Raw genomic sequence first — 18,850 nt, 5'->3', positions numbered from 1 at the left:
AAAATATATTCCTCAGATTACGTGTGTGTCCTCGCGCTGCGCACGGCGCGAGTTAGTTGTTGTGGGTATTTCGGCTCAGTGTGTTCACGTGTTTGCGTGATGCTATTTGCCGAGCCTTGGTGGGCCTGCCGCGTGGGCGTGCCGGGTCAATCGCGGCCTGAGGAGGGATGGATGCGACCGGTTGCAATTCCATTTGCGCTTCAATCCAGGCGTCGACATCCGCTTGGCGGAAGCGCAATCGGCTCCCTATCTTGATGGCAGTTGGCAGACTGCCGCCTATGCTATGGCGGTTGTAAATTGTTTGCTCTTTCAGGGAGAGCAGGCTTGCGAGTTCACGTGGGGTGAGAAGTTGTTTCATTTGTCAGCGAGAGTATGCAATCACGACGACTGCAGACAGTATATGTCGATAGCTACCCCATGTTTCGGCGTTTTACCGCTGAGTTAATTACTGATTGCTGGCGGTGTCGAACTGTAAATTGGAGTGGGTAGTCGGCAGACACGAGCGCAGTTGGTGGCCCCGACCAATAGTCCGCCTCAAGAACAGAAAGTATTGTATTGAAGTGGCCGTTATAGCGCATTATCCTCGCTCGGTATAATGAGCCTCTTTCATGCGGCCACATCCACGGTCAGATTTTTTTCATGAATCGAAGCCGCGGCAATAACTTCCTTCTGCGCGCACCCAGGCGGTTCACCTCTTTTGCGCCCGGCCGAAGGCGCAGGTCTAATACGACTCGATGTCCGAACTTGCGCGCACGGACCGCGCCGCCACCAGCGGCTCTTGGCTGGGCAAATTCCGGCCCAAGGTGACGCCCAGGAGGTCTGCGCTATTCAAACCCTCTGCTCGACGCTTGCGCGTCGCTGTGAGCCGGATATGCCCGCTAAGCGGTACTCGGCTTTACGTAGGAGCTTGCACGCCTCGGCATTGAGCGAGTCGACCGGTCGCGCCAAATGCACGTGCCCACGTTGAGCCTGGCAGCGCATCTTGACTATGACTTCCGTCGTTCCAGCTCGACTGGGTGAAACTTAGCGTGTTCTTCCTCGTACTATCAAGTACGCGTGGACTGAGAAAGCCGCCAAGCGGGCTCGTCCAATAGGAGAACTCAATGGCAGTGGACACGTACTATCAAGGACGTGTAGGCATTACCCGGTCACGTCGCGCCGGAATCATGCTTCTCGCGCCGCACAATTCCACTGCCCGCACCGGAGCTATGTTCTGGTATCAAGAAGTATTCATCATTGGGGACTTCTCAAAAGTGATGAGAACTCTTGATACCGCGCTCTCCCAAACGGCTTTTTGCGAGCAACAGAGCGGGCCGAAAAATACTTTATTCACAATTCATTAGAGCCGACAATGCCATATAAAATGGCCAATTTATATAAATTTAGCTAATATATGTGGCATGACCAAGAAAACTCTCGCTATGTTCCCAACCGCGCTCAAACAGCTCGCCGACCTAGGCGAGCGTCTGCGGTTGGCACGCCGCCGCCGGTTGATAGGCACTGAACTGTTTGCCGAGCGCATGGGCGTGTCTCGCGAAACTTTGCGGCGCCTGGAAAATGGCGACCCAACAATCGCGATGGGTACGTACCTGCGTGCGCTGCGTGTCTTAGGGCTTGATAGTGACATCGATGGAGTCGCGCGCGATGACATGCTGGGCCGGAAGCTACAAGACCTTGAGCTTCGCAGGTCGAAAAGAGAAACCGGTTAGAGACGACCTTCCCAGGCCGCGAAAGACACCGACTCAAACGGGGCAGTCGCGAGGGCATGGCAATTGAAGTCATAAGCCCCGTCAGTCCCAGACTCGGGGCCGGTCCCCACACAGTCTGCAGTCGCGGCCCGGTGCCTATGCAAACCGCGCGAACACAGTTGCCGCTTGTTCAGGAGTACGCGGAATACCGCATCGCAGAAGCGTTGGCGGCCGAAGAATCAATTGCTGTGGCTGCGCCGCTACGACCCGCGCTAGTAGCGCTCTGAAGCGACTTTATTGCCCCTCGCTTCGCCGTGCAATGAGGGCCACCTACCTGCAAGGGATATTCTCGTAGACGTCAGTACGAAGCTAAGACCTTCCGAATGGCATTTTGCACACCCAGGTCGCTCAGCCCAAGACGGTCTTCCGTTTTGATGAGATGGTCACGGCAACAAGCCGGCCAAGCATGGTCATCATTGTCAATCGCGAACCAGCGCGTCGGTCTTCGGCGCCGCACATCAGCGCATATTTGCATGCCCCGCGACATGTTGTCGAAGTCGAATTTCTGTGTCTCTCTTTTATGAAATGTCGCACCGATGACCCTCGACTGCAAACTTGGAGTCAGCTGACGTTTCGTGAACTCAAACCCTTTGACCCGCACCCACGAGGTGCTCAAAACAATTTTCAAATCGGGGTATGGCGCAAGCAATTCTTCGAGAATCGGTAGCCACTCGAATAGGGTTCTGCCTGGAGTACGCATGTGTATGCCACCCTGTCGGGAAGAGTACACCGCGTCGTCATGCGTAACACCATCGAAATCACAATAGCAGACCCAGAGCGGGTCTTGATGTAGGTCTTTATCGTCGCTCATTTCTCATCGTCGTCATATCCAGCCAGGTCCGGAGTCATCTCTGCAAATCGTCCGTCTGACATCGCACGCCTAATATCCTCCGGTGTTCGCCGCGGCGTAATCCGAAGTTGAGACGCACAAAAAATCGGTAATTCGCGTCCAAGTACATCACGCACAGATTGTTGGTCCGACTCAGGAGCCGAGTGCTCCGCTTGGTGTACGCGCTTCAGCCAACCTCGAATGCGCTCGTGCGCGCTGACGTTGATGGAGCTTTCGCATGCTGTACGAGGCGGAGACTTCATGATGCGCTGCGCTCACGCAGGCGGGCCATAATCCACGCCTGTTCAGCGTCGGTAAAGCGCCACTTTCCCTCGTCGGCTTTGTTTATCAAAGCAAGACGAATTCGCTCATAGTTCTTTTCGTCAGTCCAATCGGGAAATTCTTTTTTCTTGCGCATGAAGTAGGCCACGAGCTGGTCTACGATGTCGTCCGCTACCGTGAAGCGATGCTTAATTTCTTCAGGCGACCTTTTTGGGCTGGCATAAGTCCCGTTCGCGCCGCGGCTCAACAACAGCTTCGGCTGCGTGCCTCCGATAGCACCCAAAATCAGCTCAACGGGAAATTCTAGGTGTATCTCGCGCGCTTCAGTTTTTGAAGTTTCTGACATCAAATGCTCCCTCATCATTAAGCGAACTCAACGCTACTAGGCCTGCCCGAGCTACACCTAACAATCATCTGTAGACGCCAGCATCACTACCTCATCAGCGCTCAGCAGCTCCGCCCACTTCGCAAGCTCAGGCAACTTCGGCCGCGCAAATCGCGAGCGAAAGGGATGAACACAATTACTTTTTCAAAATAGCATTCACGTGTTTCTGAGGTCAACGATAGTTAGAGGTCGGTTGGCAAATTGGCATTTGCGCGGTATACGACCTGTTGTTTTGGGTGCTGAGAAGGCTATCGGGTGGGGTTCGCATTTGATGAAGCCACCGTCCAGCTTCTGACGAATTCTCACTTCCGGCCAAAAGTGTCCTACTAGGACACTTTTGGTTTGAACAGTTTGGAGGACGCCAAATCACCTACCCTTGAGCGCCTGTCAGGCCGGGCCAGTTTGCCCGGCATAAGCATCTCCGCGCGCGAGCTGCAGGCATCGCGGACGGGAGCTATGTTCCTTCAAGAGCCTTCGCCGTTCTGGCCTAATCACGCGCGCAAGTAGCGGCTAAGCGTCCTGCATGCCATCAATCGGCGATTGGTGCCCAGCTGAGCGCACTCCGCAGACCACCGCCACCTGACCAATACAAAATTATTCCGCGTGGAATAATGCCCGCTCATGGGTCACAGCGACGTATGTCTGAGTGGACTCATCCACCCAACGCTACCCAAGGCCGCGCGTTATTCCGCGCGGAATAATCACGAGCATGAGCAGCGGCGAAGCGCTCTGCATACCAACAATTAGCGCCCAGGTCACGGCTAAGTAAGCGTGCTGAAATTATTGTGAATTTATGGCGAGCAGAAGAAGGGGATGCAATGCAAGGCGCGCGCCGCTACGCAGAGCGAGACGGTCCGCCGCCGAGGCTGCTAGCGGTGGGCAACGCAGCAGCGCGCCCCTTATGGCAGCTAGAAATCACAAGAATTTATGCGCGCTTACTTAGGACACTTTCGCAATCCCACCGAGCTCGGTCTGATGCCTTGCCGGCCACAATCGACCCGCCCCCGCGCCAGCCGCCACAAACCGTCCTAGTAGGACAGTTTCACAACCCCAACGACCTGGCGCCGCGCCGGTGACAACACACTGTCCTAGTAGGACACTTTCGCAACCCCAACGAGCTCGTCCGGGCGCCGTGCCGGCCACAATCGACCGGCCCCCGCGCCAGCCGCCACAAACTGTCCTACTAGGACACTTCCGCAATCCCACCGAGCTCGACCTGGTGCCTTGCCGGCCACAATCGACCGCCCCCCGCGCCAGCCCCCGCAAACTGTCCTAGTAGGACACTTTCACAACCCCAACGACTTGGCCCCGCGCCGGCGACCACAAACTGTCCTACTAGGACACTTTCGCAATCCCACCGAGCTCGACCTGGTGCCTTGCCGGCCACAATCGACCGGCCCCCGCGCCAGCCGCCAAAAACTGTCCTAGTAGGACAGTTTCACAACCCCAACGACCTGGCGCCGCGCCGGTGACCACACACTGTCTTAGTAGCAGACTTTAGCAACCCCAACGAGCTCTTCCGGGCGCCGTGCCGGCCACAATCGACCGGCCTCCGCGCCAGCCACCACAAACTATCCTAGTAGGACACTTTCACAACCCCAACGACCTGGCCCCGCGCCGGCCGCCACAAACTGTCCTAGTAGGACAGTTTCGCAACTCCAGCGACTTCGACCTGGCGCCGGGTGGGTGACCAAAAACTGTCCTTCTAAGTAAGCGTGCAGAAATTCTTGTGATTTATATCGAACAGAAGGGGATGCGACGCAAGGCGCGCGCCGCGACGCAGTAAGAGCCGGTCCGCCGCCGCGGCTGCTAGCGGTGAGCAACGCAGCAAAGCGCCCCTTATGGCAGCCAGAAATCACAAGAATTTACGCGCGCTTACTTAGCGTCCCCCACGGACAATCGCCACCTGACCAACCTGAAATTATTCAGCGCGGAATAATCACGCGCACGAGCGCCGGCTAGGCGTTCTGCATACCAACAATTAGCACCCAGCTCACGGCTGAGAGTCCTCCACGGACAAGCTACGCAATCCTAACTTTGAACAGCTGCGCGTCGCGCGCATCCTTCACAAAGCGGAGCATTTCCCGGCGGGCCTGCGCCGGCACTGCGGCACCCGGTGGCCCTCAAGCATCCAGCCGTCGAACACGCCCGGGCACGACCCACACCGGTCCCCAAGCATCTCTATCAGGGACTCGTGAGTCGGCGTGGGGGCGGCTTATCAGGTCCTCGACAACCGCCTTGGGCTGGCTGCGCCCCCGATTCTTAAACAGGAGCCGGGCACGCACGACCTCGGAGCTGTAAAAATGGTACGGCGCCCGATGCCGCCCTCCAGTAGTCTAAAAATTACGCCAATATTATTTCGAATTTGAAACAATTTACGGTGCCACTAAAAATAAAATAATCTGAAAAATAACTTGGAAATAGTGGGCATTTTTACGATTGCAGAAAATAACAAAAAATTTAATCAAATCAAGGACTTGCGAATTTCCGTAAAGCAATTATACTGCTCGTATCGCGGCCTGCCGACAGACCATTTTTACGTTTAGATTGGCTCATCATCAACCAACGACTCGACATAAAAATCCATGTCAAAAAGGCATCTCGGCACCGCTCCCCTTAACTAAAGACTTTGACATGAGCGAATTCATTTACATCGATTTTGACACCAGCATTGCTTTCGCCCGCAGCGATGAAGGCACTGATTACATCAACGAACAGTACGTCGGCGAGACCGCGAACCAAGAGTATCAGGGTGCATTTTTCTCTGTGTACCGCACACCTCAAGCGGCCGCCTTGGCTGCCCTAGCAAATTGCACTGACGAAGAGCTCGACCGGGTAGGCGACGAGTTCAGTGTTGCAACGGCACGCTGCGATGGAATTCTGCTTCACAGTGCAGACATCGGGCACAACGGCGGCATGACGCACACAGACCTTGATGGCTTTAAGCGGTTCCTCGAAGGTAATGATTGGATGGAATGTGACTGGATTACTGACATCTACGACCTAGAAGTCAACGTCGCAGGCTGCAAGGCGTCGAGCTTGAAGTTCAGCCCGGCCGAGCCTTGGAGCCTGCATGAGGCCCGAGCCATCGCTGCCGACAGCGATGAAGCACTGTGCTCGCCGTCTGTGTACTACCACAACGCAAGGCCCGAGGTCGTCGAGCTTGATGACGGAGAGGCAATGGTCATCATCTTCAACCACGGCGCCCCGGTCAAGTACGGCATCCTAGACGCAGCCGGCCTTGAAGAGCTGCGAGAAGGTGTCCGAGACCTTCAACTGGCGGACATCGACTATTGCCTCAAGCTGTCTGGCGGACTTGAACGCTGCTATTACACGTCCTATCAAAGAGAGTAAAACTCACCGCCGACTCGGCGATTCTGAGCAGCATGCAGCCGAAATTCATGCATGCTTTTTTGCTTGCGGTCGTTCTGCTCCCCGCTGGAAGTGACGGAAATGCGAGACTTACCTGTTTCCGGCCGTGACGCTCTCTTGTCGTCAAATCAATACTTTTTCCAGCGCCAGTCGCGCGTCGCCCGTGGGTGCGCTCCGGACCTGAGAGACTGTCCTACTAGGACACTTTTTTCATCGCCGGCTGCCATTACCCCAGGCTGCTACCCGGGCCCGATGAAAACTGTCCTACTAGGACAGTTTTTCAGTATCGGTTAGTCGCTCGTAAATCTGCCGATTGGATGATGAGTCACCACGCTACCGCTTAGCCTCTTTCGGATGCGGGCGACATGGCGACTCAGACAATCTTTTACAGCCACGGCGCATCCACCGTTCTGGGCTGCATCCGTACGGCGAAAGAAGTGTCCTGGTAGGTCACTTTTTTAACTTCACGCTATACGCGTTACCACGGGTGAGCCGCCACGACTTGCAAGAATAATTTCCATGTGGCAAAATTAAGCCATCCTAGACGCTTGTCTACGGCCGACACATCAAAAAGCGAGCTTTTCTCTCTTTTTATCCTTTGACCGCGACGATGTCCCTGCACATCGTCTCGCTAACCCATTGATAAAAGAGATTAAGATGATTGCTTACCACTACACCACCGCACAAAAATTCGACCTCATCAAGCAAAGCGGTTTGCTCTTGCCTTCCGATATCGGTGTGAGTGCTCCTGAACTGCCTATCCTGTGGTTCTCTACTCATCCGAAATACGAGCCGTCCGCTCTGAAGCCGCTCGGCGATGAATATGGAAATGTTACACGGGTGCTGACTGTCAAAGAACTATACGAAGTGGGCGGCGGCTTAGTTCGGTTCGGCATCTCCGCAGCTGTCCTCATACGCGGCGAGGAACTGCGCAGAACAGCGAAAATGTTTGCTACGGTCTGGCGAAAGCTAGAAAAATCTGGAAAGAAGATGAAAGCGAATCCGGTCGATTGGCTGGGCTACGTTGGGTCAATGTCGCTTGAAGATGTGAGCATCGAAATCATGGACGACAACATGGTTTGGCGTCCGATTACACACTGAACACGCGTTCTCCAAGTGGCACGGCGGCTTACAGTCGCCGTCGACTCTGCTAACCTATTTTAGGCAACCAGATTGCATAAACACGGGACGCTGCCTGGGGACTTGCGTGACCTCCGTCAGCGTGGCGAGTAACCGGGTATAGCGCCGCGCAGACAGCGGCCAACCAGGTTCAGTTTCTTATGTCGCCGTTTTTTGACAGCAACGCTATGTCCTGCAATTTCCGGCCCCGGCTATCGTACGCCCGCAGGGTGGCCTAGTGGGTGCAAACGCTTACCTATGCCGCTTTTCCTGGCTGCCCAAACATACCTGGAATCGCGGCCACACCTTCTATCTGCGCTTCCAAGGGGCGAGCGCAGATAAGTCTATGACTGTCGAGTTTACCGGCTTGGTCTCATCCTTGAGCTCGGCCAAGCGGGCCTTTTTCCGGGCGCGGTAGCGCTGGGCGCGCTCGGCATCGCTAAGTGCGTCCGCTTTTCTCGGACGACCAAGCTTGGGCGCCGGCGCGCTGGGCATTTGTGGGAGTGCTTCGTCAGTAAACAGGTACATTGTGAGGTGGTCGTATTTGTCTCGCATGTACGGTATAGCGCGCATCACGGTGCATAAATGTATTGATGTGATGAATCGTCACGAAAACTATCCTTGCCCGCGTGACGCCATCACTGAAACGACCGTGACAGTCTGTTTTTCTTCAGTCTTGCCGCGACACCGCCGAGGGTCTTGTCGCCATCGCCGGGGGAGCTGAGTTATCTTCGTGACGCCGTTACGGTATTGATGTAATGCACCGTCACGAAAACTATCCTTGCCCGCGTGACGCCATCACTGAAACGACCGTGACAGTCTGTTTTCTTCAGTCTTGCCGCTACACCGCCGAGGGTCTTGTCGCCATCGCCATGGGGAGCTGAGTTATCTTCATGACACCGTTACGGTATTGATGTAATGCACCGTCACGAAAACTATCCTTGCCCGCGTGACGCCATCACTGAAACGACAATGACAGTCTGTTTTCTTCAGTCTTGCCGTCTCTCCGCCGAGGGTGTTGTTGCCATCGCCACGAGAAGCTGCGTCATCCTCGTGGCGCCATCACGGAAAGGGCCGCGCAGTTCGCTGCCAGCTGCCTATGCACAGGCCGCTTTGGCAAGCCGAGGGCGCGCACCACTCGACGCTTTTACGAGGTCGCCACGCCGCCCGGTCAGCTCGGCACTGACGCATCGGCTGACGCAAGTCTTCGGGCCGAGCAATTTGCCTTGGCCAGCGGCTGGCAGGAGACGGATTGTGAGGCAACGCGCCGAGGAAGGCATCCAGCTTGGTGAGTTGCCAAATGAGATTTCATCAACGGGGACGGCTGATGAGTCGGGAAAACGATGGTTTTGTGGACGTTTGTAATTCATCACTTTCACATCGCGCTATACCCCTTTGGATGTTCATCATCCGCTCCATCAATCAGCGTCTAAAAAAGGGGTACGCAATGGCAGTTTTTGGATATGCACGAGTCAGCACAAATGAGCAGACGCTCGACCTTCAGCGTGACGCACTACACGACACCGGAACAATTAGTATCTACCAAGACACAGCAAGCGGGAAGTCTATCGACAGGCCCGAACTTAGTCATTGCCTGAGGGCTCTTCGCGCGGGCGACACATTGGTCGTTTGGCGGCTTGACCGCCTGGGGCGGAACTTGCAAGACCTGGTCAACATCATCAACGACCTCGACGCCCGTGAAGTTAAGTTCAAATCATTGAAGGAAGCCATCGACACCAGCGGGCCAGCGGGGAAACTGGTTTTTCACATGTTTGCGGCATTAGCGCAGTTCGAGCGAGAGCTGCTGAGAGAACGAACCCTGGCCGGCTTGGCGGCCGCTCGGGCTCGTGGCCGAGTAGGCGGCCGACGATGCGTTCTAAGCACGGTGCAGCAACGAGCCGTCCTGGCAATGATGAAGGACAGAGAAATGTCGATTACTGAAATTGCGAAGCAGTTCAGTGTTTCACGTTCTACTCTGTACAACATACAAGCTGCGGGCCGACGTCCAGCGAAGTAAAGACAAACGGAGTCAGAAAACATTCTATTAGTCGGCTGCCGACGACAGGCTTTCAGGAGACGTTCGTGCTAACATTTCCGAAATTGTTGCCTCTACCGGCGAAAGCATGCAAATGGAAAAATTCCCGTTAGCAAGAAGGCATCACACTTTTGACCAGCGAATAGCTGATGAGAAGACAGAAAGCATTGTGGCGCTTTTTGCGAAAATTGCTGCCCCTTCAAATGACAATCGCCCAGCGCGAAAGTTCGTCGAAGTCCGGCCCATCATGCGCGAGCAAAGGGTGACCGGGTAAGTTGGACGTCGGCAAGGAAACGGTCGCCCAGTGACAGTTTCCTTGCCGGAGAAGCTGCTGACGTTCCACCGGTGTTTTGGAACGAGGTCGAGCGTGATTTCCCAACCAGTGGGAATCTGGGCCGACCGCGAGAGGCCAGAGCCGAATAGGACGACGTAAACGCCGCGATTGGCCAGCATAGTGAAGGTCAATGATTGAAACGGGTCAATCATGGTTAGTCATTGGTTCTTAGTCGGCCAGCACGGGCTGCTGGGGTTCGGCGGCAAGGCTGATGTGGTCCAGCCGCCAACGCTTCAACAGCTTGAACTGCTGGTAAGTCAGCACAGATTCTGAGATTGCGTCACAGGAACTTAGTTCGATATGCTGCCATGTCTTGCTAGGCTTGAAAAGCTTGTCCTCGAACGCCGTCCGGATTGCGTCGGCTGCTGCAATCGCTGCCTTCTCGGCCGCATCGAAGTCTGGGTCAGCCGCATGCAGGATGATGATGTCGAGGGTATAGGTGTCGTCGGGGCCATCCCGCGTGAGCTCTGCGCCCCCGTCTACGTCGAAGAAGACACCCGCGATGAGTTCGCCGTGGGGCTTCAACGCCTTGGCAATCTTCTCATGGAGCTTTAACTGCTTCGAGGTCAGGCGGCGTTCGAACTCATCGGGAAAGGCTGAGCGGCGATAGCGGCTGGCGAGCCACATCTGGAAGATGGCATGGTTCTCGCCGGACAGGTTCGCGTCGGCGCGCGGACCGAACTCGTTCAATTTCAGCTTGTCGACAGAGACCTTGGCCGTAGCCTCGAACTCCGCCCAGAAAACAGCAGCGCCAGCAAACTCGACCTGGAGCTTGCGAGCGTTCTTGGCGTGGGTGCAGTTACCGTCCTTGTCCGTCACGAGTCGGCCGATAACGACCTCAATGCTAGGCTCCCCTTCAGCCGACTGCGCGAGGTCGCAATCGTGGCTGGCGACGATGACTAGGGTCTTCTCAGGCTCGGTCGCATGACCAAGCCCCAAGGCCGCGACGGTATCGCTGCTTAGCAGATGTCCTTGGCGCCATGGGGTGTCACGGTTCCACTCGACCACGTCTCCCCCTCAAGCATGGTCGTTAGCCGACGGAAGGTCGAAGTCGGCGCTTGGCAGAGTCTTCGCACGATTCGCAAACCGAGCTGCCATGCGTTCGCGCTGGACCATCTCGCGCTTATGCAACTGCACCAGTTGCAGGGTGGCATCTCGTGCAGACCCTCCAGCTTGGGCCACCTGCAGCAGCGTCCGACCATTGGCGAACTTGCGCTTCAACAGAGCGGCGTTGGCCGTGATGCCCTCATGGTCCAACACATCCGCAGCTTGTGCGAGGTCCTGCAACTTGGCAGCGTTCTCGTCCGCAACAGGTTCTCCGTTGAGCCAGTTATAGACAGACTGACGCGATACTCCGAAGGTGGTTGCAAGGTCGGACACAGCAGGCTTCAAGACCTCGCGGATGCGAATAAGGTCCTCGGCCGGGGTACGAACCGTTGCCACATCGGTGACTTCAACTGTGGGCGCCATGTGCTGCATCTGATGGATGCTGCGCTGCAGGTGCTCAATCGATAGTTCACCCCCAGTGCCAAGGCCGGTCAGTGCGGCACCGGCTGCCGCCATCCAGCCCACCCATCGAAACACAGCGGATGAAACACCCGTCGCTGCCGGTCGGTCGGTGACCCAACCGCCGTAGGTCATTGCAGTGCTCATGATGTCGTTCCCTTAGGCCCAAGAGGCCCGTGCGTGGTCAGTGACCGTGGAATTGAAGGACTTGACGATGTCTTCGTGCAGCGCCGTGAGACGCGCACCGAACTTTGCGAGTTCGAACGCCTCCCGATGGGCGATGGACGCATCCGTATCAACGATGGCATGCAGACTCTCATGCTGGGTGAATCGCGGGTCAATGGTGGGGGCAAATCCACCCAGTTCCACCGGCAGCCCCACATGTCCATTCCGAATGAGGACACGCGACACGAGTTGACCAGCTGCAGTCAGAACGCTCGTCTCACTAACCGAGTGCTGAAGCTGTCCCTCTCCGCGCAGCGAGTGGCCCAATACCTCTGGAACAAGGAATTCCCTCAAGGTCTCGCCATTTTTCGACGGTTGGACCGCATCCAAGTACCGCAGGCCGATGCGCTCCACAAAGTCGAGGCGGAGGGCGCCATGTAGAATACCGAGGCCCATCAGCAGGGTCGCAGAAAAAGTCTCAAAGGTGTCGTACCGGGTGGTCTGGAACGACAGTGCGTTCGTCTCTAGAAGGAACAGCGAGCGCCCATCAATGTCGCCGAACAGGTAGCGCGACTGAGGTGTAATGTTCGGTGCCGCCATCTGGCCTTGCTCTGCATTGCTAAACGGCAGCACAAGCCGCTGGAAGACTTCCTTTTTGTAGTCAGGGAAGTGCGCCTCGCGCATCTTTGATTGTATAGCAGGAATGTACCCATCCAAGTCCAGCACCGGATTGAACTGCACTTGTGCGACCGTGTAGTAGACGGGCGCGTTGTTTAGTTTGGTTCCCATGGTGTCCTCGACATTGTACTTGACGTCCGAGCTGCCACTTTACACTATGGTTGACATCTCTACCAATGAAAGCAGCGCAAATTTTTACAAGCTCTGCGTTCGACATGACCTCAGGCAAGAGCGAATGGCTCGAGGCGGCAAAACAAAACGTCATGACTCCTCACAGAGCGGTGCTATGCCAAACGCAGTAACAAACGAACATGGCACACATAAACTTGACTAGCTAAGTGTCAAAAAACCATGAAATGTCGTTCACAACAATCGCTGAGCAAATCGTCGTTCGAGCACGAGGGCAGTCAAAGAGCCAGGGCCCTCGATGACAGCCGTCTTACCGCCAGTCAGCTCTCCTTGCTGTTTTGCTGCAATTCTGCTGCAGTGACTGCGGTAAATAGTGGTAAAATGCGGTACAGCAGGGTAATTTAAGTCATTGATTTTATTGAAAATTTCTTTTGATTACATGGTATTGAAGTTGATTTGTAATCATCAGGTGGCCAGTTCGAAACCGGCAGTCGGCACCAATAAATTCAAGCACTTAGCCCAATCCTCAGGATTGGGCTTTTTGCTTTCTGGACGCCATGTAACCCCTGTGTAACCCGGCTTGATCAATCAAGCCGGACTAACCAGCGGCCTGTCGCACCATGCACAGGTGACCAAAGAGCCCAAAAGGGCTCTTATCGAATAAGTCGCATGCACAGGTGCGACACCCTTCTCTCAAGCACCAAGAACGCGCCGGATAGCCTCTACCGGCCAAGCCAGCCGGCCGTTCACCCGAACCGGTCGCAGAGGCCCATTTTCGGCGGACGCCTATACCCGCAATGTCTGCGGTTTTCTCCCCAAGTGGTAAGCAGCACATGCAGTATCGACATGTGTCCGCCGCTCCAGGTCAAGCGGCATGAAGCCCTGCCAAGATTGAGAACTTAACATCTGGTGTTGTACTGCTCGCGGTTGTTGCTGATCCATCCATCGCCTCGAAATTTGAGCGCCGGACAACAGGCCAACCTCAATGGTCAGCGCCGCATTGTCCGCCACATGTCCGACAACGCCGGGACACGACCCCAGCCCAAGAATACTGTTCCGTATAGACGTCGCCCCTGACGCGCAGTCAATATGCAAGCGCCTTTCGGCACTTGTCCCCCACCCGGCCTCAAGAGCCGAGCACAACTCTCATGCAGTTTCCCGCGGTGCTCTACCGTAAGCGTCCAACCATTCCACCTGTAACGCCAACGCCCTCGTCGGTAAAATCGAGGTTTTCATTTCAAGGAACTTCATGGCAAATCCACGAACATCTGCAGCGATCTGGCGTGAACAGGTGGCGCACTGGCGCAGTAGCGACCTGGTGGAAACTAAAATGCGCAGTTTTAAGCTGCTCGGCGAGCGGGTGATGGCGCGCGATTCCGACCGCTAGGTCGCTGAGCTTCAAGTGCGTGCAGCAATCCTCAATTACTTCACTCGACTCGGCACGCCGACGGCGGTGGCCATGGCCTAATTGCGCCGGAGAAAAGGGGTATTACGCTCTGAGCTTATTTGTGCATCAAAGCCTTCGGGATTTCCACCATTGGAAATCCCGTACAATCTTAGTACAATGACAACTATGGCGTGGTAGTCACACTGTGTTACTATCACGATTACTTCATGCCTTTTCTGCGATCACATCATGTACTACGCCAACAGCTATAGCGACCCTCGTAGGGCCGCTGAGGACGTGCTACACATGCATTGGGATGGTAGTCTGCCGATCCGAGTGGATGATATTGCACGGCGGATGGGTTTACAGGTAATAAGGCGCACCGACCCGGAATTTCAGTTCAGTGGTTACTTTAGGGATGCCTCTAACACCGAAAATGGAATCCCACTGATCGAGTTCAATGGATACGACTCATTTACGCGTCAGCGTTTTACGATCGCACATGAGTTAGGTCATTACGTCCTTAAACACGGTACATCTCCACGAGATTATCCCGATTCCTTCACGACAGGTACTAGAGACCCGCGTGAGCGCGCGGCGAACCAGTTCGCGGCCGAGATCTTAATGCCCGCTGATACCGTTCACGATGTCGTCATGAGCGGCCATGCCTCCTCAATTGAGGAGATTGCAAATTTGTTCGGCGTGTCAACTTTAGCAATGGGCTACAGGCTCGATAATATTGGTTTACTTTTATGAGTGGTATGGAACCGTCGAGTGCGCCAAGCCCGAGTATTGGAAATTTACCTCAGTCGAACACGCCAAACCCAAGTGCCGGAAACTCACCTGAGTCTAGTACGCAAAACCCAGGTGCCGGTGACGCACCTCAGTCAAGTACATCAAACCCAAGTGCAGGAAATTCATCTCAGTCGGGTACTCCAGACCAAGGTGCCGGTAACGCGCCTCAGCCGGGTGCGCCAAACCAAGGTGCCGGTAACACGCCTCAGCCGGGTACGCCAACCGCAGGTGCCGGAGATCAATCCGAAGGTTCTATAAATAGTAATAGTTCACTGCAGGGGAGAGTTACTAGTACCTTAACCCTAGTGGCTAATGACGTAAAGGTCGTTCGACGTATACATTATGTGTTCGCGCTTGCTGCAGCAATTCCAGTAGGTGTGCTCTTGTATCTTTTGTGGACAGTGGTATGCGCGTTTAGTACACACGTCGGCGGCGCTAACGCATTCTTGCTCAAAGTGGTTGAGGCTAAACCCGTCACTACGACTGCAACGATTGTAGCCGCAACAACAGCGCCCTCTTCGCTTGTCGGGAAAACAGTCGCCTCGAAGGCTAAGGCTGACGCCAAAGATAGCAAAGAAACAAATATCGATTCGTCGCAGCTGAAGGATGGGGATGAGCCTGAGTTAAGCGATCAGGCCCATTTGTACAAGATGATTTCTTCGTACCAGACTAGCCTCAGCACATCATCTGTAGCTGTGATTTCGATTCTGGTGATTGCAATCGTCGTGATTACCGTAGCCATCCTTCGTTCTGCGCTCGCTTTAGAACCATACGACCCATCAAAAAAATCTGACTCAGGAAAAAATCCTGATGTGGACGGCGCTAGCAAGGAATCCGGTTACGCTATCCCCCTCTATGAGTTCGGAAAGCGACTAAAAGAACTGTTTTCCCCATTCTTTGAGAAGAAATAGCGAAACGGCGATATATCGGGGAGCTATACAGTCAACCGATTGTCGACGCTGTTGTTAGACAGTGTTTGTACAGAGTTAGCGACTTGTACATAAGCTATTAATTTTGTTACGTAATGTCATCTGCTGTTGTTGCAACAAAAAAATTTTTAATCATTAGGTGGCCAGTTCGAAACCGGCAGTCGGCACCAAGAACATGTTTTACCCCGTATCACGCAGTCTCAAAGCCCGCTCCCTTCATAGGGGAAGCGGGTTTTTTGTTATGTTGCCCCGTGTTACCGCGTATCATGGAATACCAACAAAATGATGGCACTTTTGTTGGTATCGGCAAGAAGCCGCAAAGCGCATACCAACAGAGGGTAATACCATGGCACTGACAGATACAGGCATTCGACAGGTCAAGCACAGCGGTGCACCTGCCGGCGACAAGCTCAGCGACGGTGGCGGGATGTATTTGTTGGTGACGAGCTGAGAAATTTCGCGTATTTTTCCGATGAGCAAGATGTTATCCTCCATGGTCACCAGCCGAGTTCAACCAAAAGCGGACTTCAGTGATGGCGGTAGTTGTCAACAAAGATGTCGCGTCAAGTCATGCAGCTTTTCTTAATTCCTCTGGTGGTTTCCGTTCTGGATTCAGCCAGACTTCATCGTTCAATTCCCAATCCCGCGTAGTCCCGGCCCAGCGCTCAGGATGGCGTTGTTTGGCGGCCTCGTAGACTTGCTTGCGGTATTTTAGGATCGCTCCGTCCCGACCATCATGGCGCTGCGCAGGCGTCACGAATTTCAGGCCGCTGTGCTTGTGCTGATGGTTGTACCACTGCACAAATGACAGCGTCCATTGTCGCGCCTTTTCGATATTTTCAAACGGTTTGCTCGGATAGTTTGGCCGGTATTTGCAAGTCCGGAACAGCGACTCGGCGTAGGCGTTATCGTTGCTCACACGGGGTCTGCTGAACGACGGCATGATCCCAAGCTTTTCCAGCGTCGCCAACATTGTGGAGCCTTTCATTGAGCTGCCATTATCCGAGTGGAGCACCACCTCACGCCCGGCCAGCCCCTCGGCCAAGCTGGCCTTGCGCATCAGCAGCGACGCCATTTCCGCAGACTCGGCGACGTTCACTTCGTGCGCGACGATCTTGCGGCTGTAGACGTCAAGAACCATGTACCAGTAAAGATACAAGCCTCGCACGCTGGTCGGCAGCCAAGTGATGTCCCACGCCCACAAGCGGTTCGGCTCGGTTGCGCAGTGGCTTGTGACGACCCTTGTGCTGGGCTTCTTGGCTCGGCCGCGGTGATGCTGCTGCTTCTCGTCTTTCAATATCCGGTAGACGGTCGATTCTGATGCTAGATACTCGCCCCGATCAGCCAAGGTCGGCACGATCTGGCTAGGTGGACTACTGGCAAATTCAGGGCTGTTGGCAACCTTCACAATCTGCTGGCGTTCCTCTTCGCTCAATTTGTTGGCCGGTGCCACGCGCCGACTGCCTTTGCGCCCGTCCGCCTGACTGCCATCACTGCCCTGCATCCAGCGCTGGTAGGTTCGAAGGCTGATCTCCAGCGCACCACACGCCTGCGCACGGCGACATCCGCCGTCAACAGCTTCTTCAACTAGCGTAATCACTTGCTGGCGATCTGGGGCGCAGATCAATCGTCCTCTGGCTCCCCCCAGATCGCCTGGGCTTTTTTTCTGAGAATGATCAGCGCCGCCGCCTCCGCCAGTGCCTTCTCTTTACGCTGCAAATCCTTCTTCAATTGCTTGATTTCCTTGCGGTCGCTTTTGCCTTGCGCGCGCAGTTCGCGGTGACGCTCGGCCGGCGCTTCATTGGCCTGCTGGCAGGCCTCGCGCCAATCGGCAACCTGCTCGACGAACAAGCCTTTGCTCCTGCAGTATTGAGCCAGTTCGGCCTCGTTCATGCGTGCTGTCTCCAGCACCACCCCAAATTTATCCGCCGACGACCACACCACGGCATTCTTTCCATTTCCCGGCACCGCCACTCCCTGAGATTGTAGATTTCGTCGCCAAGTATAAAGTGTCTGTTCCGAGATACCATTCTCCTTCGCCAAGGCCGATACCGGCCTGTTCTCCTGCGGCATCATTTGCCGAAGGATGGCTTCCTTGCGCTCTGCTGGATACTGATTCACTATACGTCTTTGCTCCGCCCCCGGATGGATTAAAGTGATTCAAGTGACGCGACATCTATCCTGACATAGGGGGATGGTGCGATCCGAATCAGTGTATTTAAGCGAACCATTAGGATTAGGTGGTGAAGTATATTTAGTAGTCACCTAAGAAATAAAAAATTATGAATAATATTCCACCTGAAGATTTCCGAAATTTGCCGTCATCAGAGCGACAGCTGATTGTTGTTCAGCCAGACGAAGTAGCAGCAGCATCACGTCGACCAACACAAAATCTAGCACCTGAGGATGGACCTTTCGACTGGAAGGCTGCAGCTGCACGCGTCGCTAAGTCAGCGTTTTTCTTACCATATGGACCTATCATCACCATTACGATAGAGGCGATTAATGCAGTTGCGAAGGCACGAGAAAGCGGATTAAACGTTCTGCAAATAGGAACGACTGAGGCGCAATCAATTCAATTTCCCCCGGGGCATCCTCGTCAGCAGACGCTTTACGTCGCACACCCTGCGAAACCCTCCGTTTACTACACAACGGCTACCTTTCATCGAATGGCGTTCGAACATAAATTCTCTGAAGCCATCATGCTACTAATGTCCCTTGGGGCAAAAACGATTACTGTCGAGCATGTGCGCGGTTGGTCTAGAGAATTTTCAGCCAAAATTTCGACTCCATTAGCAGGGGCCGAAGTAGACGCTAGCCTTGGCCAGTCCGCGAAAAGTGGGCACTCTCTAGTATTCGAAGCTAAGTTAAAAAATGACAGTCTGCCTTCAATTCCCGAGGATCTTGTATGGTTTCAGCATGAACCAACCTGGCAAGCAGTTGCGCAAGGCCGAATGAAATTTGGCCTGTCGAAATTTTCGTTATCAGTAAACTATGACGATGATTTCACTGTGAACGCCGGACTAAAAGTTCGAGTTCAGAAAGCCCCCTATGTCAGGATAGATGTCGCGTCACTTGAATCACTTTAATCCATCCGGGGGCGGAGCAAAGACGTATAGTGAATCAGTATCCAGCAGAGCGCAAGGAAGCCATCCTT

The 18,850-nt window shown here is 54.6% G+C and carries 16 protein-coding genes and 2 pseudogenes; 10 read left to right on the top strand and 8 right to left on the bottom strand.

The window, feature by feature from the left end:
* Window positions 1-52: 52 nt before the first annotated feature.
* On the bottom strand, window positions 53-358 hold the full coding sequence (locus H4V96_RS00330) for a helix-turn-helix domain-containing protein (protein ID WP_196856380.1): 306 nt from the start codon (window positions 356-358) through the stop codon (window positions 53-55).
* 745 nt (window positions 359-1,103) lie between these two features.
* On the opposite strand from H4V96_RS00330, the gene H4V96_RS00325 reads away from it, so the two are divergent.
* Together H4V96_RS00325 and H4V96_RS00320 are read left to right on the top strand one after the other, a co-directional pair.
* On the top strand, window positions 1,104-1,343 hold the full coding sequence (locus H4V96_RS00325; protein ID WP_196856379.1) for a hypothetical protein: 240 nt from the start codon (window positions 1,104-1,106) through the stop codon (window positions 1,341-1,343).
* A gap of 57 nt (window positions 1,344-1,400) precedes the next feature.
* The gene (locus H4V96_RS00320) at window positions 1,401-1,709 is read left to right on the top strand and encodes a helix-turn-helix transcriptional regulator (protein WP_280720633.1); all 309 of its coding nucleotides are present in this window, start codon (window positions 1,401-1,403) and stop codon (window positions 1,707-1,709) included.
* Between the two features lie 337 nt (window positions 1,710-2,046).
* Here the strand turns inward: H4V96_RS00320 and H4V96_RS00315 are convergent, their stop codons facing one another.
* From H4V96_RS00315 to H4V96_RS00305, 3 genes and pseudogenes are all read right to left on the bottom strand, one after another.
* Entirely contained in the window at window positions 2,047-2,559 is a 513-nt protein-coding gene (locus tag H4V96_RS00315) for an HAD domain-containing protein (RefSeq protein WP_196856378.1), read from the bottom strand.
* A gap of 277 nt (window positions 2,560-2,836) precedes the next feature.
* Window positions 2,837-3,205: a hypothetical protein gene (locus tag H4V96_RS00310; protein WP_196856377.1), complete on the bottom strand. Its 369-nt coding sequence runs from the start codon at window positions 3,203-3,205 to the stop codon at window positions 2,837-2,839.
* Window positions 3,206-5,360: 2,155 nt separating this feature from the next.
* Window positions 5,361-5,544, bottom strand: a pseudogene (locus tag H4V96_RS00305) (ISL3 family transposase); the annotation flags it as partial.
* A 334-nt stretch (window positions 5,545-5,878) separates the two neighbouring features.
* Here H4V96_RS00305 and H4V96_RS00300 point away from each other — a divergent pair.
* From H4V96_RS00300 to H4V96_RS00285, 4 genes are all read left to right on the top strand, one after another.
* Entirely contained in the window at window positions 5,879-6,598 is a 720-nt protein-coding gene (locus H4V96_RS00300) for a hypothetical protein (protein ID WP_196856376.1), read from the top strand.
* A gap of 675 nt (window positions 6,599-7,273) precedes the next feature.
* Window positions 7,274-7,717, top strand: a complete 444-nt coding sequence (locus H4V96_RS00295) for a hypothetical protein (RefSeq protein ID WP_196856375.1) — start codon at window positions 7,274-7,276, stop codon at window positions 7,715-7,717.
* A gap of 1,465 nt (window positions 7,718-9,182) precedes the next feature.
* Entirely contained in the window at window positions 9,183-9,752 is a 570-nt protein-coding gene (locus H4V96_RS00290; protein WP_196856422.1) for a recombinase family protein, read from the top strand.
* 106 nt (window positions 9,753-9,858) lie between these two features.
* Window positions 9,859-10,044, top strand: a complete 186-nt coding sequence (locus H4V96_RS00285) for a hypothetical protein (RefSeq protein WP_196856374.1) — start codon at window positions 9,859-9,861, stop codon at window positions 10,042-10,044.
* Between the two features lie 228 nt (window positions 10,045-10,272).
* On the opposite strand, the gene H4V96_RS00280 is transcribed toward H4V96_RS00285, so the two are convergent.
* Genes H4V96_RS00280 through H4V96_RS00270 form a run of 3 tightly spaced genes read right to left on the bottom strand, consistent with a single transcriptional unit; the run spans window position 10,273 to window position 12,564 of the window.
* Window positions 10,273-11,112, bottom strand: a complete 840-nt coding sequence (locus tag H4V96_RS00280; RefSeq protein WP_196856373.1) for a hypothetical protein — start codon at window positions 11,110-11,112, stop codon at window positions 10,273-10,275.
* 9 nt (window positions 11,113-11,121) lie between these two features.
* Window positions 11,122-11,757 carry a hypothetical protein gene (locus tag H4V96_RS00275; RefSeq protein ID WP_196856372.1) on the bottom strand — a complete coding sequence of 212 codons (636 nt, stop codon included), beginning with the start codon at window positions 11,755-11,757 and terminating at the stop codon, window positions 11,122-11,124.
* Between the two features lie 12 nt (window positions 11,758-11,769).
* Window positions 11,770-12,564, bottom strand: coding sequence for a TIGR04255 family protein (locus H4V96_RS00270; protein WP_196856371.1), 795 nt, complete (start codon window positions 12,562-12,564; stop codon window positions 11,770-11,772).
* A gap of 1,294 nt (window positions 12,565-13,858) precedes the next feature.
* Between H4V96_RS00270 and H4V96_RS00260 the strand changes: the two are divergent.
* The 3 genes and pseudogenes from H4V96_RS00260 to H4V96_RS00250 all read left to right on the top strand — a co-directional run.
* Window positions 13,859-14,050: pseudogene (locus H4V96_RS00260) on the top strand (IS5/IS1182 family transposase); the annotation flags it as partial.
* A 168-nt stretch (window positions 14,051-14,218) separates the two neighbouring features.
* On the top strand, window positions 14,219-14,725 hold the full coding sequence (locus tag H4V96_RS00255) for an ImmA/IrrE family metallo-endopeptidase (protein WP_196856370.1): 507 nt from the start codon (window positions 14,219-14,221) through the stop codon (window positions 14,723-14,725).
* A gap of 344 nt (window positions 14,726-15,069) precedes the next feature.
* Window positions 15,070-15,675 carry a hypothetical protein gene (locus H4V96_RS00250; protein ID WP_280720632.1) on the top strand — a complete coding sequence of 202 codons (606 nt, stop codon included), beginning with the start codon at window positions 15,070-15,072 and terminating at the stop codon, window positions 15,673-15,675.
* A gap of 586 nt (window positions 15,676-16,261) precedes the next feature.
* Here the strand turns inward: H4V96_RS00250 and H4V96_RS00245 are convergent.
* A protein-coding gene (locus tag H4V96_RS00245; protein ID WP_280721167.1) for an IS3 family transposase occupies window positions 16,262-17,769 on the bottom strand; the annotation gives its coding sequence in 2 pieces (ribosomal slippage) (window positions 16,262-17,352 and window positions 17,352-17,769; 1,509 coding nt in all).
* A gap of 206 nt (window positions 17,770-17,975) precedes the next feature.
* Between H4V96_RS00245 and H4V96_RS00240 the strand changes: the two genes are divergently transcribed.
* Window positions 17,976-18,782, top strand: coding sequence for a hypothetical protein (locus H4V96_RS00240; protein WP_280720631.1), 807 nt, complete (start codon window positions 17,976-17,978; stop codon window positions 18,780-18,782).
* The last annotated feature ends 68 nt before the right edge of the window (window positions 18,783-18,850 follow it).

It is taken from the genome of Janthinobacterium sp. CG_23.4 (assembly GCF_029892305.1).
Taxonomy (GTDB): Bacteria; Pseudomonadota; Gammaproteobacteria; order Burkholderiales; family Burkholderiaceae_D; genus Janthinobacterium; species Janthinobacterium lividum_D.
Note: the sequence above shows the minus strand (reverse complement) of the source record. Positions and strands in the feature narration are given on the sequence as shown.

What these genes read in the sequence shown, in the direction of transcription:
- H4V96_RS00300 (WP_196856376.1), top strand. Translation starts at nt 5,879, where the DNA reads ATGAGCGAATTCATTTACATCGATTTTGACACCAGCATTGCTTTCGCC.
- H4V96_RS00270 (WP_196856371.1), bottom strand. Translation starts at nt 12,564, where the DNA reads ATGGGAACCAAACTAAACAACGCGCCCGTCTACTACACGGTCGCACAA.
- H4V96_RS00315 (WP_196856378.1), bottom strand. Translation starts at nt 2,559, where the DNA reads ATGAGCGACGATAAAGACCTACATCAAGACCCGCTCTGGGTCTGCTAT.
- H4V96_RS00330 (WP_196856380.1), bottom strand. Translation starts at nt 358, where the DNA reads ATGAAACAACTTCTCACCCCACGTGAACTCGCAAGCCTGCTCTCCCTG.
- H4V96_RS00275 (WP_196856372.1), bottom strand. Translation starts at nt 11,757, where the DNA reads ATGAGCACTGCAATGACCTACGGCGGTTGGGTCACCGACCGACCGGCA.
- H4V96_RS00325 (WP_196856379.1), top strand. Translation starts at nt 1,104, where the DNA reads ATGGCAGTGGACACGTACTATCAAGGACGTGTAGGCATTACCCGGTCA.
- H4V96_RS00290 (WP_196856422.1), top strand. Translation starts at nt 9,183, where the DNA reads ATGGCAGTTTTTGGATATGCACGAGTCAGCACAAATGAGCAGACGCTC.
- H4V96_RS00240 (WP_280720631.1), top strand. Translation starts at nt 17,976, where the DNA reads ATGAATAATATTCCACCTGAAGATTTCCGAAATTTGCCGTCATCAGAG.
- H4V96_RS00285 (WP_196856374.1), top strand. Translation starts at nt 9,859, where the DNA reads ATGCAAATGGAAAAATTCCCGTTAGCAAGAAGGCATCACACTTTTGAC.
- H4V96_RS00310 (WP_196856377.1), bottom strand. Translation starts at nt 3,205, where the DNA reads ATGTCAGAAACTTCAAAAACTGAAGCGCGCGAGATACACCTAGAATTT.
- H4V96_RS00255 (WP_196856370.1), top strand. Translation starts at nt 14,219, where the DNA reads ATGTACTACGCCAACAGCTATAGCGACCCTCGTAGGGCCGCTGAGGAC.
- H4V96_RS00320 (WP_280720633.1), top strand. Translation starts at nt 1,401, where the DNA reads ATGACCAAGAAAACTCTCGCTATGTTCCCAACCGCGCTCAAACAGCTC.
- H4V96_RS00295 (WP_196856375.1), top strand. Translation starts at nt 7,274, where the DNA reads ATGATTGCTTACCACTACACCACCGCACAAAAATTCGACCTCATCAAG.